Annotated in this window: 15 protein-coding genes; 4 read left to right on the top strand and 11 right to left on the bottom strand. The window is 65.6% G+C overall.

The window, feature by feature from the left end; genetic code table 11:
* Nucleotides 1-99: 99 nt before the first annotated feature.
* The 3 genes from CGS25_RS04745 to epmB all read right to left on the bottom strand — a co-directional run bounded on the left by CGS25_RS04745 (nt 100) and on the right by epmB (nt 4,899).
* Nucleotides 100-2,178, bottom strand: coding sequence for an EAL domain-containing response regulator (locus CGS25_RS04745; protein WP_101674737.1), 2,079 nt, complete (start codon nt 2,176-2,178; stop codon nt 100-102).
* A gap of 103 nt (nt 2,179-2,281) precedes the next feature.
* Nucleotides 2,282-3,727 (bottom strand): hypothetical protein, encoded by a 1,446-nt coding sequence (locus tag CGS25_RS04740; protein WP_101674736.1) that lies wholly within the window; start codon nt 3,725-3,727, stop codon nt 2,282-2,284.
* A gap of 164 nt (nt 3,728-3,891) precedes the next feature.
* Complete coding sequence (gene epmB, locus CGS25_RS04735; protein ID WP_089034607.1) at nt 3,892-4,899, bottom strand: EF-P beta-lysylation protein EpmB; 1,008 nt, start codon at nt 4,897-4,899, stop codon at nt 3,892-3,894.
* Between the two features lie 53 nt (nt 4,900-4,952).
* Between epmB and efp the strand changes: the two genes are divergently transcribed.
* From efp to CGS25_RS04720, 3 genes are all read left to right on the top strand, one after another.
* Nucleotides 4,953-5,522 carry an elongation factor P gene (gene efp / locus CGS25_RS04730; protein ID WP_089033514.1) on the top strand — a complete coding sequence of 190 codons (570 nt, stop codon included), beginning with the start codon at nt 4,953-4,955 and terminating at the stop codon, nt 5,520-5,522.
* A 3-nt stretch (nt 5,523-5,525) separates the two neighbouring features.
* The gene (gene epmA / locus CGS25_RS04725; RefSeq protein ID WP_089033515.1) at nt 5,526-6,458 is read left to right on the top strand and encodes an EF-P lysine aminoacylase EpmA; all 933 of its coding nucleotides are present in this window, start codon (nt 5,526-5,528) and stop codon (nt 6,456-6,458) included.
* Nucleotides 6,459-6,546: 88 nt separating this feature from the next.
* Nucleotides 6,547-7,548, top strand: coding sequence for a bile acid:sodium symporter family protein (locus CGS25_RS04720; protein ID WP_101674735.1), 1,002 nt, complete (start codon nt 6,547-6,549; stop codon nt 7,546-7,548).
* A gap of 742 nt (nt 7,549-8,290) precedes the next feature.
* On the opposite strand, the gene CGS25_RS04715 is transcribed toward CGS25_RS04720, so the two are convergent.
* From CGS25_RS04715 to CGS25_RS04690, 6 genes are all read right to left on the bottom strand, one after another.
* On the bottom strand, nt 8,291-9,181 hold the full coding sequence (locus tag CGS25_RS04715) for an alpha/beta fold hydrolase (protein ID WP_089033517.1): 891 nt from the start codon (nt 9,179-9,181) through the stop codon (nt 8,291-8,293).
* 116 nt (nt 9,182-9,297) lie between these two features.
* Nucleotides 9,298-9,993 (bottom strand): anti-sigma factor, encoded by a 696-nt coding sequence (locus CGS25_RS04710; RefSeq protein ID WP_089033518.1) that lies wholly within the window; start codon nt 9,991-9,993, stop codon nt 9,298-9,300.
* 49 nt (nt 9,994-10,042) lie between these two features.
* Nucleotides 10,043-10,597, bottom strand: coding sequence for a hypothetical protein (locus CGS25_RS04705; RefSeq protein ID WP_089033519.1), 555 nt, complete (start codon nt 10,595-10,597; stop codon nt 10,043-10,045).
* 49 nt (nt 10,598-10,646) lie between these two features.
* Nucleotides 10,647-11,495, bottom strand: a complete 849-nt coding sequence (locus tag CGS25_RS04700) for a CvfB family protein (RefSeq protein WP_089033520.1) — start codon at nt 11,493-11,495, stop codon at nt 10,647-10,649.
* A gap of 8 nt (nt 11,496-11,503) precedes the next feature.
* Nucleotides 11,504-12,046 carry a DUF2058 domain-containing protein gene (locus CGS25_RS04695; protein ID WP_089033521.1) on the bottom strand — a complete coding sequence of 181 codons (543 nt, stop codon included), beginning with the start codon at nt 12,044-12,046 and terminating at the stop codon, nt 11,504-11,506.
* Between the two features lie 85 nt (nt 12,047-12,131).
* Nucleotides 12,132-12,653, bottom strand: a complete 522-nt coding sequence (locus CGS25_RS04690; protein ID WP_089033522.1) for a DUF4262 domain-containing protein — start codon at nt 12,651-12,653, stop codon at nt 12,132-12,134.
* 212 nt (nt 12,654-12,865) lie between these two features.
* Here CGS25_RS04690 and CGS25_RS04685 point away from each other — a divergent pair, with 212 nt between their 5' ends.
* Complete coding sequence (locus CGS25_RS04685) at nt 12,866-13,600, top strand: TIGR04219 family outer membrane beta-barrel protein (RefSeq protein WP_089033523.1); 735 nt, start codon at nt 12,866-12,868, stop codon at nt 13,598-13,600.
* 83 nt (nt 13,601-13,683) lie between these two features.
* Here CGS25_RS04685 and CGS25_RS04680 read toward each other — a convergent pair whose 3' ends face one another.
* Complete coding sequence (locus CGS25_RS04680; protein WP_089033524.1) at nt 13,684-14,598, bottom strand: acyltransferase; 915 nt, start codon at nt 14,596-14,598, stop codon at nt 13,684-13,686.
* Between the two features lie 270 nt (nt 14,599-14,868).
* A complete protein-coding gene (locus tag CGS25_RS04675; RefSeq protein ID WP_089033525.1) occupies nt 14,869-15,282 on the bottom strand; it encodes a hypothetical protein in 414 nt (137 codons plus the stop codon).
* Nucleotides 15,283-15,290: the final 8 nt, after the last annotated feature.

Here is a 15,290-nt window from a genome sequence, read left to right as displayed (position 1 = left end):
GGGGCCAGTCCAACGCCACCTTTTAACTTTTAACTTTTAACTTACTTCCCATTCTCCGCACGGCTGACCCTCCAACACTCCAGACTACAGCGGCCACCCCTATCCTTCCGTGGCTTCCGTCACCTCCAACCGATCCATCGGCGCTTGCAGGTAATAGCCCTGCAGGTAATCGACGCCGCCGAGGGTCCAGAGGGTTTGCATCTGGGCGGCGGATTCAACGAAGCCGACCACGGTGCGGCGGCCGCTGTCCTTGACCTGCTGGATCATCCGGGCGAAGCGTTCGCGGCTTTCGGGTTTACCCAGTTCCTGGGTGAACGAGCCTTCGAACTTGACCATGGTCACCGGGATATGCTCGAACAGCTTGAACGGGTCCAGGGCGCCGCCAAAGCGGCTGATGGATAGCCCGCAGCCCTGCTCGGCCATGGTGGCGGCGAAGCCGGCGGCCTGCTTGAGGTGATTGACGGCGTCGCCTTCGGAGAGTTGGAAGATGATCTGCCGCCCTTCGAGACGCGCCGCGCGCATCGCTTTGGTGAGCCAGTCGGTGAGGCCCGGTTCGCTCAGCGAATAGCCGCTCAGATTGACCAGCAGGGTGATCCGCCCCCCGTGGGCGGCGGCGGCGCGCATCGCGTTCAACACCACCCAGCGATCCACCTTGCCGGCCAGCCCCTGGTCGGCGGCCACCGGCATAAAGCTGGCGGCGGCCAGATCGTCGCCTTGCTTTTGCGGCATGTGCACGAACACCTCGAACACCTGCTCATCCTGATCTTCCAGGCTCATCAGCGGCTGGTAGCGAAGCCGGAACGCGCCTTTCTCCAGTGCCTGGCGAATGCTCAGGGCAATCGCCTCGGACGAACCGGCGGCCACGTCGTCCATGGGGTCGTGGATTTTCGCCACATTGCCCTGTTCGTTGTTTTCCCGCTGGGCCTGGTTACAGCATTTCAAGGCTTTGGTCAGAATATCCTGACTGCTGCGCGCGTCTTCACGCACAAAGGCAACACCGATGCTGGCGGTGACGTGGGCGGTGCGCCCACCCACTTCAGGCATCAGGGTTTCAATACCGGTACGCAACCGCTCCGCCAGTTGCGTGGCTTCGTCGATGTCATTGATCCGTTTGAGCACCGCGAAATCGACGCCATCAGCACGCGCCAAACGGCCATCGCCGATTTCGCTACGCAGCCAGTCCGCGACCCGTTTGAGCACCTGGTCGGCGCCATCCACGCCCAGCGCCGACTGGTGCTGATCGTAATGATCCAGACGCAGATACAGCACCGCGGTGAGCAGGCCATTGCGCACCGCCTCGCCGACCGCCTGATCCAGTTGCTCCATGAACCAGGGGCGGTTGTACAGGCCGGTAACGTGATCGGTCTGGCTGATCTCGTGCAGGCGCTCCTGGAGCGCGCTTTCATCCACGTCGGCGGTGCGGATCACGATCTGGGTACAAGCTTCGCCGTCGTAGGTGCTGGGCGCGAACACGAAGGTGGCGGCGAACTCGTTGCCGGCGGTGTCCACGCCACGGCATTGCAGCTCGTGGGTCTGGCTCTCGTCTTGCGCACGGTTGCGCAGCAGCTGTTTAAGCCCGCCGTGATCACTGGCGGAGACCATGTCCATGATCGGCACGCCGGCCAGATCCTCGGCGCGCTGGTAGCCAAACCGGCGCACGTAGTTATCGTTGGCGTGAATGTGCATGCCATCGAGCACGTAGGCAATCGCGTCGCGGCTTTGGTCCATCAACTGGGCGAGGCGTTTTTCCGCCTCGTGACGCGCGATCTCGGAGTGCTGCAGCTCTTTACGCAAGCGCAGAAACTCCATCAGCCGATCCACGCACAGCATCAGCATGTCGCGGTCGTCCTTGGGCGCCACCGCGCGGGCACCGGCGGCGTAGGCGTCGCGCACCACGGTGGCGTTGTAGTCATCGCTGAGCAGAATCACCGGCAGAGCCTTGCCGAGCCGGTTGATGTGCGCCATGGCACTCTCGAAACTGCCGTCGCCGAACTTCGGGCGACACAGCATCAGCTCCCAGGCACCGCCCTTCAGGGCCTGCACCAGATCGTCCTCGCCCAGCGCCAGCTCCGCCCGGGTGGCGCGGCCGGCGTTGCGCAGCGCGTTCATCAGCTGTTCCGCGTCATCCTGGGAGTCATGGGCGATCAATAATCGGAGGGTATCGAGAGCGTAATTCATCGGCGATAGCGCTCATCCATTATTCGTAGAGCGCCTATTGTGCCTGAGTGACCGGGCATTCGCCAAAGCAGCAGTGCGCCCGGTTGCGCGGGCGCGCGAACAATCAGCCCGCCGTCTCGCGCAGGGTGTAATGCCCCACCTCCGAGGAGCCGGCCAGGCGCAGCCCCAGGCAGGCATGCCGGGGGGTCTGATCCCACAGCGTCACACAGGCGCCGCTGCGATAACGTGCCCCATCCACCAACAGGGTGGCGGAATCGATGGCGGTGGGCGCGGGCAACAACAACGCCGGCTCCGGCGCGGCCTCACCGTGGTGGCTGACGCGCACCGCGCGCGTCGATTCCGGCAGCAGTTCCACGCCGAAACGCACTCGCGGCGGCGCGCGGCGCACCCAGCGGATCTGCGCCGCCCGCCAACCGCCGCCCCGGGGGTCGCGCAGCGCCAGCAATCCGCCGGTGCGCAGTGTCTCCGGAACACGCCCCAACCACTGCAAACAGTGGCCGCCCGCGCCGCTGTCGATGCAGCGGGCGCGATGCGGACCGTCTTCATCGGTGTGCCGACCCAGTTGATCGTGCACCGACGACAACCCCAGGCACAGCAGCAGCTCGCCCGTGTCAGGGCGGCGAGCGAACTGACGCTGGCGCGGCCCGAACCAGGCCCAGCGCAGGTGTTGCAGCAACGGCTCCGACAGCAACCCGCCCTGGCCGGCCCGGTCTTCGCCCAGGGCCGTGGCCAGCGGTCGGGTATCGAAGTAGCGCCGGCACCCAGCGGGCCCGGCGGACACCGGACGGGGCGGGGCGTCGCGATCCAGATCGATCAGAAACAGCGCGTCCCCGGGCTGCGTGGAGAGCTCCGGCCAGGTCACCCAGTGGGCGCTGGCCCGGCGCAGCGCCAGCAACGAGGGCGGGCTCAATTGATTGGGCTGGGCGCTGGCCAGCAGCAGCAAGCGGGCGTAGACCCGATGAGTGGAGGCGGTGCCGTCGGGGGTGCTGTCATCACCGACCACCACCTTTTCCACCGCGGCCTGCTCGGCCACCGCGTACAGACGATGCAGGCGTGCCCAAAGCTCCGGCTCCGGCGCGGTGGCCAGCAGAAAATGCAGATACAGCCGTTGCGCGAGCGCGTCGCATGCGCGTTGCAGGGCACTTGCCAGGGCGGTGCCGGCGGTCTGCTGGCGGCGCAGCAGCGAGCCCGCCACTTGCTGATAGCCACGGGCCAGATGCTCGCCCAGCCGGTGTGCCAGGGCGGCCGCCTGCAAGCCACTCTCCGGAGACGCCAGCGGCAGGTTGAGGCATTGGCTTTGCAGCCGCTCGATCAACACGCCCGCGTGCGGGCGGCACAGCTCCAGAAGCTGATAACGGCGGCGATGATCAATGCGCAAGCGCGCCAGTTCGTCGAGCAATCGCGCCAACACCTCGGCGCTCTCCGGCAGCGGGCGCGGCCGCAGCAGCGGCAGCCAGCTTTGCAGCCGTCGCGGGCGCGCGCTGGCCACGGACAATCGGGTCAGGCCGTTCGTCGGGCTCGGCGGAGGCAGCGTCCAGGCCTTCTCCATGGGGGGTCCCTCACCGTGGCGGTGTTCTCCCGCCTATTTAGAGTGGTGTGCTTAGAGTGGTGTGCCGTCACAGGGCGGATAAAATGTGACCAACATCACAGAACACTACGTGAAGAACCCGTGATTGTACATTCGCCGCCGCGCCCACCAGCGCGGCGACGCGATCAGCCGGCGAGCACCGTCTTGGCGGCTTTTCCGGGCTCCTCCCGGGCCAGCCTGGGCACCAGAAAACCGGGCAGGCGAGCGCGCAGGGCGGCGTGCAGCGCCAAAGCGCGCTCATCGCTGACGGCGAAATGCGCGGCGCCAGCCACCGCATCCAGTTGATGCAGGTAATACGGCAGCACGCCGGCGTCGAACAGGGCATCGGACAGCCCCGCCAGGGCGGTTTCGTTATCATTGACGCCGGCCAGCAGCACCGCCTGGTTCAGCAGAGTGACACCGGCGGCCCGCAGCGGGCGCAGGCGAGCCGCCAGCTCGGCGCCAATTTCCCGGGGGTGGTTGGCGTGCAGCACCAGGGTGGTTCGCCAGCGCGGCGCGGCCAGCAGCGCCAGCAGCCCCTCGTCAAGGCGCTCGGGAATCACCACCGGCGTGCGGCTGTGAATGCGCAAGCGGGTCAGATGGGGCAACGCCGCCAGTTCATCGACCAGTTGCGCCAACCGTTCATTGCCGAGGGTCAGCGGGTCGCCGCCGCTGAGGATCACTTCGTGGATGTCCTCGCGGCCCGCCAGCCACTGCAGCGCCCGCTTCCAGCGACCGCCCGACAAATGGCTCTGGTAAGGAAAGTGACGCCGGAAACAGTAGCGGCAATGCACCGCGCAGGCGCCGGTCACCACCAGCAGGGCACGGCCGTGGTATTTGTGCAGCAGCCCGGGCACCGGCGTGTGCTCGCCCTCTTCCAGCGGGTCCGGCCCGTAGCCGGGCACCGTTTGCCGCTCGGCGCCGGTGGCGATCACCTGGCGCAACAGCGGATCGGCGGGGTTGCCGGGCTCGATCAACGCCAGGTAGCGGCGCGGCACCCGCAGCGGAAAATCACTGGCGCCGTCGGCGCCGCCGGGCAGGTCCTGAGGCCGCAGCCGCAGCAGGGCGCACAGCTCGTCCAGATCGGTGACCAGATCCGCCTGTTGGCGGCGCCAGTCCGGCATCTGCCAACCGTCGGCCTCCTGCGTTATCATGGCCAGCCTTTGAGAAGCCATCGGCAATTTCCTGAATCAACGGATCAATTTATATGGCCAGCTATTCTACCAACGAATTCAAGTCCGGCTTGAAGGTTATGTTCGAGGGTGACCCCTGCTCCATCCTCGAGAACGAGTTCGTCAAACCCGGCAAGGGCCAGGCCTTCAACCGGGTGCGCATGCGCAACCTGAAGAGCGGCAAGGTCTGGGAGCGCACCTTCAAATCCGGCGAAAGCCTGGAAGGCGCCGACGTCATGGACGTGACCATGCAGTATCTGTACAGCGATGGCGAGTTCTGGCACTTCATGGACCCCACCTCGTTCGAGCAGAAGGCCGCCGACAGCGCCGCCCTCGGCGACTCCAAGCAGTGGCTCAAGGAAGAGGACCTGTGCGAGGTGACGCTCTACAACGGTGAACCGCTGTCGGTGTCGCCGCCCAACTTCGTGGAGCTGGAGATCGTCGAGACCGACCCGGGCCTCAAGGGCGACACCGCCGGCACCGGCGGCAAGCCGGCCACGCTGAGCACCGGCGCGGTGGTGCGTGTGCCCCTGTTCGTGCAGACCGGCGAAGTGGTCAAGGTGGACACCCGCACCGGCGAGTACGTGGGCCGCATCAAGGGCTGAGCGGTGAACGACTGGTCGCCCAGCGCCACCCTGGAAGCGGTGAAGGCGCGCGCCGACCTGCTCAGGACGGTACGCGCTTTTTTCGATGAGCGCGCGGTGATGGAAGTGCGCACCCCGCATTTGGCCGCCCACGGCGTCACCGATGAGCACATCGATGGCATCGAAGTGCCCGGCTATGGCTGGCTGCAAAGCTCACCGGAATACCATATGAAACGGCTGCTGGCCGCCGGCAGCGGACCGATCTACCAGATCGCGCCCGCGTTCCGCCACGGCGAAGCGGGGGGGCGTCATAATCCGGAGTTCACGCTGCTGGAGTGGTATCGCCCGGGCTTCGACCTGGCGGCACTGGTTCAGGAGTGCGTCGAACTGCTCGCACCCATACTGGGCGCGGCACCGCGCAGCGTGACGTTTCGCGCCCTGTTCGCCGACGCCACCGGCGAAGACCCGCTGAGCGCCCGCGCCGACACCCTGGTCGCCCGGGCCGAAGCGGCCGGCGCGCCGGCCGGGCTGGATTACCGCCAGGCGGTGGATTTTCTGATGGCCACGGTGGTGGAGCCGTCCCTGGATCGGGACGCGCTCACCGTGGTCACCGATTTCCCCGGCTGGGCGGCGGCGTTGGCGCAAACCCGCGAAGACGATGACGGTGCTCTGGTGGCACGGCGTTTCGAGATCTATCACCGCCATCTGGAACTGGCCAACGGCTATCAGGAACTCACCGACGCCGACGAGCAGCAACGCCGTTTCGATGCCGACAACGCGCGCCGCCGCGCCGCCGGCAAGCCGGCCATGCCCGCGGACCGCTATCTGCTGGCCGCCCTACAGGCGGGCTTGGCGCCGTGCAGTGGCGTGGCGCTGGGCATCGAACGGCTGCAAATGGTCCTCACCGGCGCCACTCGCATTGAGCAGGTGCTGCCCTTCCCGATACAAAGAGCTTAAGAGCAGTGTTCGGTTTTCAGTGTTCAGTTTTCAGCCCGTCACCGAAAGCCGCGCTCCGAACTCCAAACTCTGAAAACTGAAAACTGAAATGATGATCTCCCGCCTCCGACCTGACAATTTCACCCTGATGCTGCTGGGCGCGGTGCTGCTGGCCAGTGTATTGCCGGTGCAGGGCCGCGCGGAGGTGGGCTTCGAATGGCTCACCCACGCCGCCATCGCGCTGCTGTTTTTCCTGCACGGCGCCAAGCTGTCCCGGGAGGCGATCATCGCCGGCGCTTTGCACTGGCGGTTGCATCTGCTGGTGTTCGCGGTGACCTTCGCCGCCTTCCCGCTGTTCGGCCTGGCGCTGAAACCGCTGCTCTCGCCGCTGGTCACCGACAATCTCTACCTGGGCGTGCTGTATCTGTGCGCACTGCCGGCCACGGTGCAATCGGCGATCGCGCTGACCTCGGTGGCACGCGGCAATATTCCGGCGGCGATTTGCAGCGCCTCGGCGTCCACGCTACTGGGCATTTTCATTACCCCGGTCCTGGTGGAGGGGATGCTGGGCGCCACTGGCGGCGGCGGCTCGGTGTTGGATTCCATTGTCGCAATCCTGTTGCAACTGATGCTGCCGTTCGTGCTCGGGCAACTGTGCCGGCCGCTGATCGCCCAGCGCCTGGCACGCCACCCGAAACTGCTTAAGGTGGTCGATCAGGGCTCGATCCTGCTGGTGGTGTACACCGCGTTCAGCGATTCGGTGAACGAAGGGCTTTGGCAGCACACCCCGTGGACGGCGCTGGCCGGCCTGCTGGTGATTTGCGCGGTGCTGCTGACGCTGTCCCTGACCACCACCATGCAGCTCAGCCGGCGCCTGGGGTTCAGCAAGGAAGACGAAATCACGGTGGTGTTCTGCGGTTCCAAGAAAAGCCTGGCCAGCGGCGTGCCGATGGCCAAGGTGCTGTTCCCGGACGCCACCGTGGGCGCCATTTTGCTGCCGATCATGCTGTTTCATCAGATGCAGCTGATCGTGGGCGCGGTGCTCGCCCAGCGCTACGCGTCGCGCCAGCCGCCCTCGGCAAAAGGTTCTTCGCGGAATAGCGGGAATTGACTCATTCCGATCCACCCCCCATCAAGGACACCCCGTTGTGTCGCCCCTCGGGTCCCCTTCATTCTCCATCTCTCTATTCTCCAAGGACGGAGCCTCGGGAAATGGATGGCCGGGTCGGCGACTTAGCGAGAATTCGTTTCTGACCAGAGGCTTTGCGGTCGGTTTTTTTAGGGTGGGGTTGGTCTCCGCATCGGGGGTCGGGCAACCGGGTCGGGCTGGCCAGGACACGCAAAAAGACGCCTCCATGCGGGCTCGAGTCCGGCCGTCCATGGCCGGACACGGTCCTGGCCAGCCCGGCCCGATTGCCCGCCTTGGGTAGCAGGACCCGCCCGGGGTGTCGCCGTGGGCTGGCTGAAATCGGGTCCGTCCAGGGTGGCTTGCTGGTGGCGTCTCTAAACCACCGCCCCGCGGGTTTATTCTTACGTTCGATCAGACGCTGCCCGTTCACCGGCGTTTACGACGGTTTCTTTGCAAAGCCTCTCTCCAGGACGGCGAGCAACGTCTCCAGTGGCACCGAATCGAGGTCAAGGCGGGCCCGCCCGGGACCGTGTTTGGCCATGGCCGGCCAAACCCGAGCGCACAGGGACGTGCTCGTAGCGTGTCCCGGGCGGGCCCGCCTTGGCCTCGATTCGCCCTCAGCACACCGCCACCGCCACCGCCACCGCCCAGCGAACCCGATAAAACAAAACACTTTCCCGTCAATCCGCGATGAACCCGAAAAAGCCCTCCGAACCCGTCTGATTCAGGCACGCTCCGCGTTGGCGGCGATCAGGTCCGCCACCCGGGGCACGATGGAAGGTGGCAGGTCGTGGCCCATGCCGTCGATGATCGCCAGCCGGGCGCCTCGGATCGCCTTGGCGGAGGCCCGCCCACCGGCGGGCCGGATCAACGGGTCGCTGCCACCGTGGATGATCTGGGTGGGGCAGTGCACCCGCTTGAGGCGCTTGCTGAGGTTGCCGGTGGCCAGAATCGCCATGAACTGGTTGCGAATGCCACGCGGGTTCAGGCCGCGCTCCCAACTGCGCCGGAACATCTGTTCCAACTCTTCGCGCCCCGGGTCCAGGGTGCCACCGATGGTGGTCATCATCGTCAGGCCAAACGCCACGTATTGCTCCACGGTTTCGATTTTCACCCGCGGCGCCACCAGGGTTTTCAGTGCCGCCGGCCGCGGCGGCGGCAGGAACGGGCTGTTGTTGCTGGACATGATCGAGGTCAGGCTGAGCACCCGTTGCGGATGGGTGGCGGCGGTCAGTTGGGCAATCATCCCGCCCATGGACGCGCCCACCAGATGGGCTTTATCGATGCCCAGGGCATCCATTAAACCGACCGTGTCGGCGACCAGATCATCCAGCGTGTACGGCGCATCGACCTTCATGCCCGCCATATAACGCAACATCGCCATTAACGGACCGTATCGGAACGGCTTACGGATCAGCGTCGATTTGCCGGCGTCGCGGTTGTCGAAGGCGATGACCCGGTAACCCCGGTTGGCGAGGGCATCCAGCAACGCCTCCGGCCAGAACACCAGTTGCGCGGACAACCCCATGATAAACACCACCGGCTCGCCCTGCTCCGGCCCCCGCGTTTCATAAAACAGCTCAATGCCATTAGTGTGAACCGTGCCTGTGGCCATGCCTTCCCCATCGCTGATTGCCGATTACCGGAGCGCCAACATAGGAAAGACCGCGCCAGCGGGCAAGCGCGGCCCGCCTTTTGGCCCGCTCGGCAACGACCAGCGGGCGGCCGGCTTCAGGTGGAAACCACTTTCACCTGATACAGCACCGGCCCGGTGGGCTGGCCAGTGGGCGAGCCGCCGGCCGGCTCCAGGCTGATCGCCAGGGTGCGCGAACGCAGCAGCTCACGTTGCTGAGGCTCGCTGAGCGCGATCAATCGATCACCGCCAGCGGCCGGGATCACGCCCAGGGACACCGGCGCCCCGGAGCGCGGCAACAACCACAGCTGGTAATCCTTGCCGGGCCCCGCCGGCCCGGCCTGCAGGGCACGCACGCGCAACCCCCGCGCGCCGCTCTTGATCAGCCATAAGGGCTCGGCCTGCTGGTTCTGCACCACGCCCAGGTAGGCGTCCGGCGCGCTCGGCGCCGACACCGGCATGCGGCTGGCGACCATCATCACCATCACGGTGGCGGCCACCAGCGTGCCCAACTGCCAGGGCCAGGCGATGCGCCACCAGGGCGTGGTGGTGGCGGACCACGGCTGAGCCCGCAGGCGCGTCTCGATGCGTCGCCACACCGCCGCCGGCGGCGGCGTGTCCGGCAGCGCCGTATTGAACGTCTGGAAACGGCGCTCCCAGTACCAGACCTGCTGGCGCACCCGCACGGAAGCCATCATCCAGGTCTGGAAGCGGCGCCGCGCGGCGCCACTCAGCGTCCCCAACACGTACTCGGCGGCCAGCGCCCGATTGCGTTCATAATGATCCGGCTTCATCGTTCCAGGCACCGTTTCAAATAGTCCACGCCCCGCCGTATCCAACTCTTCACCGTGCCCAGCGGCGCACGCACAGGCCCACCTGGGCGGCCAGCTCCGCCACCGTGCTGGTCAGCGGCAGTTCCCGTTTGATCTTCTGGGCCACGTGGATCACGCGCATGTCCATGGGCACACGAACCGGGTGATAACCGCTGATCGCCATCGGCAGATCGGTGGTCAGGCGAAACAGCCGGGCGAAATCCAGGCTGCCACGCGCCGCTTCGGCGAGGCTGTCCCGGTCTCGGCGCGCCGGCTTGAGGATCACCGCGCGCACCGGATGCCCGCCCATCAATGCGCTGAGGGCATGGTGTTCATAACTTTGCGGATCGAAATTCAGCGACAATAACGGCGCCCGGGTCGCATCCAGGGTGCGCGCCACGTTCTGCCCCACCAGCGCCGCCTGATAACGCTGGCGCTGGCCGGATTCATCGCCAAGCTCAAAGCCTTCCTCACCCAGCGCCACCAACAGCGTGGTGGTGTGCCGCTGGGTCAGCCCGGAAGCAATCGCCGGTGTCAGATAGAGAAAGCGGTCTTCCCACACATAAAGATGATTTTGATGGCCCATGGCCGCGCCTTTCGGCTGATTATTGTTAGATTGGCCCTGGCCGAATCACTCAGGGCAGGCGGATGCCGTGGTCGGCGATGACGATGCGGCGTTCCCGGTAAAGCTTGCCGATCGCCTGTTTGAAGGCGTTCTTGCTGCAGCCGAAGGCGGCGCGAATCGCGGCGGGGTCGCTGCGATCGCTGAGCGGCAGGCTGCCCTGCTCGCTCTCCAGGCGGGCCAGGATGCGCTCCGCCAGCCCCTCGCTCTTGGCGGCGCCGGGGGCGTCCAGGGTCAAGCTCAAGCGCCGGTCGGCGCGCAGGCGCTGGACGTAAGCCGTCAGCTTGCGGCCCGGCCGGGGCGCGGTGCCAGCCGCGTCGAGCAAGCCCCAGTAGCGATCCGCCACCGCCACTTTGTAGCCCAGATCGGTGGCCTGCACCACCGTCACGGTGACCGCCTCGCCCTGTTGATAGGCCTCGCAAGTGTCTTCCAGAAAGCGGTCCAGGCGGGCGCTGGCGAACAGACGGCCGTCCCGGTCGCGCACCACCTTGACCAGCTGCCAGTGCCCTTCCTGCAGGCGCTGGCCGGCGCCGGGGCGCTGCTCCGCGAACGGCAGCAGCAGGTCCTTGGGCAGCCCCCAATCCAGGAACGCGCCGATCCGGTTCACCGCCGCCACCTGCAGCCGCGCCACCTCGCCGGGCATCGCCTTGGGGCGGCGCAGGGTAGCCCGGGGGCGCCCTTCGCCGTCTTCGAACACGAACACGGACAACCGCTCAGCCGGCGGCTCGGCGCCGGCCAGTTCCCGTGCCGGCAACAGAATCTCACCGAGTTCAGCGCCGTCCAGCAACAGGCCAGCCTGAATCCGGCGCAGCACCGGCAGCTCCTGAACCGTGCCAATAAAAGAACCGGGGGAGTCGCTCATGGGCTCCATTACCACATCAAGTCGTCGGGAATCGGGTAATCCGCGTAGGGATCGTCTTCATCGCCTTCCTGGCTGGCGCCGCGTTCGTTGAGCAACAGCACCGCCGCCGCGTCGCGCTGGCGGATTTTCTCGGCGATGGCGGTGGGCACCAGTTCCTGGCTGTCACCCAGGGCGACAACGGCGATCTGCCCGCGGGTCAGTTGGTCGCGCTGCGCCGGGGTCACATACAGCTTCTTGATCTTACGCTCCTGCACGAACTGGAACGGCTCTTCGCCGTTGCCCCGCGCCAGCCGGTGGCTTTCGATCAATTGACGCACCTGGGCGGCGATCTCCTTGTCCTGGCGCTCGGCCTGGCGGGCCGCTTCCAGCTGCCGATCTTTCTCGACCTTCTCGGCGCGCTGCCGGCGGGCCCGCTCGGCCGGGTCCTCCAGATCGATTTCCCCGCGCTTGGCACGGTTGGCGTCCTCGCGCTTGGCCTGTTTGGCGCGATTGGCTTTCTTCTTGTCCGCCAGGCCGGCTTTCAAGAGCTGTTCCTGCAGTGAATTGGCCATGCTGATTCCGTGGGTCGAACGTGACAGGGTTTAGGGAACCCAGGATAACGGAGAGCGGTACGGCGCGGCCAGGACCGGGCGGCGCTTACTGCAACGTGGACGCCTTTGGCGGCCGGCCCAGCAGCGGCTGGGCGCGCTGGAAGCGGGTGTCGTAGCCGGGCTGCCAGGGAAAAACACCGTTCGGGTCCGGCCATACCATCTGCAAGGCCGGGTAAGGCGCCGGCAACTCCGCGTAGAACCAGTTGGCGTAGCCGAGCCAGTTCTTGTAATGGCTGAAATCCACTGGCAGGAACATGATCTCCAGGCCATCGGCGATGTCCGCGTAGCGCTGATAGGGACGCAGCCGCCGCTTTAAGCCGGTGATGCCCACCGCGGCGCTGTCCAACAGGCGGCTGGCCAGTTTCTCCTTGAGCCCCACCACGATCAGTTCCGGATGATTCAGGTGCAGGAAATGGCCGAGCGTGAAGGTAAAGGCCGGCTCGCCCTCGCCTCCGGGCACGCTGAGGTTGTGCCACCCCTTACTCTGCACGCGGGCCAGCAGGCGTTTGTCCTGGTCGTCTTCCGGCTGTGGATAGCGGAAGCCGTCGGGCATTTCTTCAAGAAACATGGCGGGCTCCTGTCGGGGCCCGGCAGCTTAGCACGCTGCTGAACAATCCCTCGCATGCTCTGCGCGGCCTGATCGCAAGGTTCGCAATCAAGGAACGTCTGAATAATGCCCTGAAGGTTTCGCGTTTCCTCGACCAGGGATTGGAAATGGCAGCCCGATTTGTGTCTTAATTCCCCCGACAAGGAAACATTCCGTTTATAGGACACAGAATCATGAAGCGACTGACCCTGATCGCCGCCGCTCTGGCCTGCGCCCCCGCCGCCCAGGCCGCGCCACTGGTGGATGTGTACGCCGGCGGCTACCTGTGGAACCCGGACACCAGCGGCAACATTGCCTCCGGCAGCGGCGACATCGACATGGAAGACGACCTCGGCTTCGACGACGCCGACCAGAGCGTCCTGTATCTGGGCGTGGAGCATGCGGTGCCGATTCTGCCCAACGTGCGCCTGCGCTATATGGATCTGGACGACGATGGCAGCAACACCCTGGTCAACCCGATCACCTTCGATGGCCAGACCTTCACCGGCCGCGTGTCCGCCAGCTACGATCTGGAAATGCTCGACGGCACCTTCTATTGGAGCCCGCTGGACAACGTGGTGAAACTGGACGTGGGCCTGACCGTTCGGCAGATGGACGCCGACTTTAAAATCCGTGGCGCCGGTCAGGAAGCCTCGCAAAGCGCCAGCGAAACTTTCCCCATGGGCTTTCTGGCGGCGCGGGTGAACCTGCCGCTGACCGGGGTGTACGTGGGTGGCGAAGTGAACGCCATTGAATACGATGGCAGCGGCATGCGCGATTACAACGCCCACATTGGTTGGCGCTCGGACTTCCTGCTCGGCGTGGAGCTGGGCTACAGCCGCCTGGAAGTGGAACTGGACGACGTCAGCGACCTGGACACCGACCTGGAAATCGGCGGTCCCTACCTGGCCGCCACCCTGAGATTCTAAACCCCTCAATACCCCCGCCACCGGACACTGAAAACTGAAGACTGAAAACTGAAAACTGAAAACTGAAAACTGAAAACTGAAAACTAGTTATCAGTGTCCGGCCGGCGCTCCGCCCACTCCTCCTGAATCCGCTCGATGCGGGCGTCTTTCTGCGCCCACAAATCGCTGACCCAGCCGTGCACCACGCTGCGGAACTGGCGATCGTTCTGATAATCGCCTTGCCAGAGCCGTGGGTCGAGGCGGTGGATGCGGATGTCCACCACCACCCGATCAAGCTGCCCGCTGAGCAGCGCCCAGAAGCCCGGCGCGCGCCCCTGTGGGTAGACCACCGTCACGTCCAGCACGGCGTCCAGGTCTTCGCCCAGCGCCGCCAGCACGAACGCCACGCCCCCGGCCTTGGGGCGCAGCAAATGCCGGTAGGGCGATTGCTGGCGGGCCTGTTTGGCTGGCGTGCAGCGGGTGCCTTCGAGAAAATTCACCACCGTGACCGGCATGTTCTTGAATTTTTCACAGGCGGCGCGGGTGATTTCCAGATCCTTGCCTTTGAGCTCCGGGTGCTTGTCGAGCACGGATTTCGGGTAGCGCTTCATAAAGGGGTAATCCAGCGCCCAGAACGCCAGCCCCAGGAACGGCACCCAGACCAGTTCTTTTTTCAGAAAAAATTTGAAATAGGGCGTGCGCCGGTTGAAGGTCTGCACCAGCGCGGCGATGTCCACCCAGCTCTGGTGGTTGCTGACCACCAGATAGGAAGTGTCGCGGCGCAGCGCGTCAGCGCCGCGAATGTCCCACACCGTGGGGGTCGTCAGCGCGAAGATCTTCTTGCAGATTTCCGCCCAGGTTTCGGCGATCCACATCACCACGGCGGAAAGGCGATCCTTGCCGGCCTGGCCGGGCACGATCAGCTTGAACAACGCGATCAACATCATTGGCCCGATCAGGACCAGAGTGTTGAGCAACAGCAGCACGAAGGCGAAGGTACCGGTAATCATGGCCGGCATGGGCAGGCATCTCCTTTTGCAAAACCCCAAGGATGATACCCAAGCTGATGCGGCGAGCCTACCTTAAGAGCGTGTTTCGCTCTGCGCGGGAACAGGGTGCCGGGCAAAAAACGCCGTGCCATTCGAGCAAACCATTTCGCGATCGAGGATCGCTCCCACGCGGCGTTGTAGAGAGGTTTGTCTTTTTTGCAGGAAAGGTCGGGCGGCGTCCCGTTGGGCGGCGCTCCGTCGGACCCGCAATGGTATCGATGTTGATCTCGGCGTCCGGCACTAACAGCTTTGCTTACGCAAACACCAGAATTGATGCAGTGCGCCGGCCCATTCGGTGATCACGAACAGCACCAGCACCGCCGGCAGGCCATCCAGCACCGCGCCCAGGATCAAGGCGCCCACCCAGATGCGCGCCCAGGCGTCCAACCGGCCCAGCGCGGCCAGTGGCTGTGTCCAGCGGGCCAGCGCCCAGGTGACCGCCAGGGCCCCGGCCAGGCAGGCGAACAACATCGCCAGCGCCGGCCGCGGGCCCATCACGCCGGGCAAGCCGAGCCCGTGGTTGAGCCAGACCAGGGTGTCCAGCAGCAGCCGCGCCGTGGGCGGCAGCACCAGGGGCAGGGTCAGCAGCAGGTCGAGCCCGGCCCAGAAACGCACCGTGCGCCGCGCACCGGCTTGTGGTTGGCCTTCGCTCATCGCCGTTC

Source organism: Alloalcanivorax mobilis (assembly GCF_002864685.1).
Lineage (GTDB): Bacteria > Pseudomonadota > Gammaproteobacteria > Pseudomonadales > Alcanivoracaceae > Alloalcanivorax > Alloalcanivorax mobilis.
This window is presented reverse-complemented; position numbering and strand designations above follow the sequence as displayed.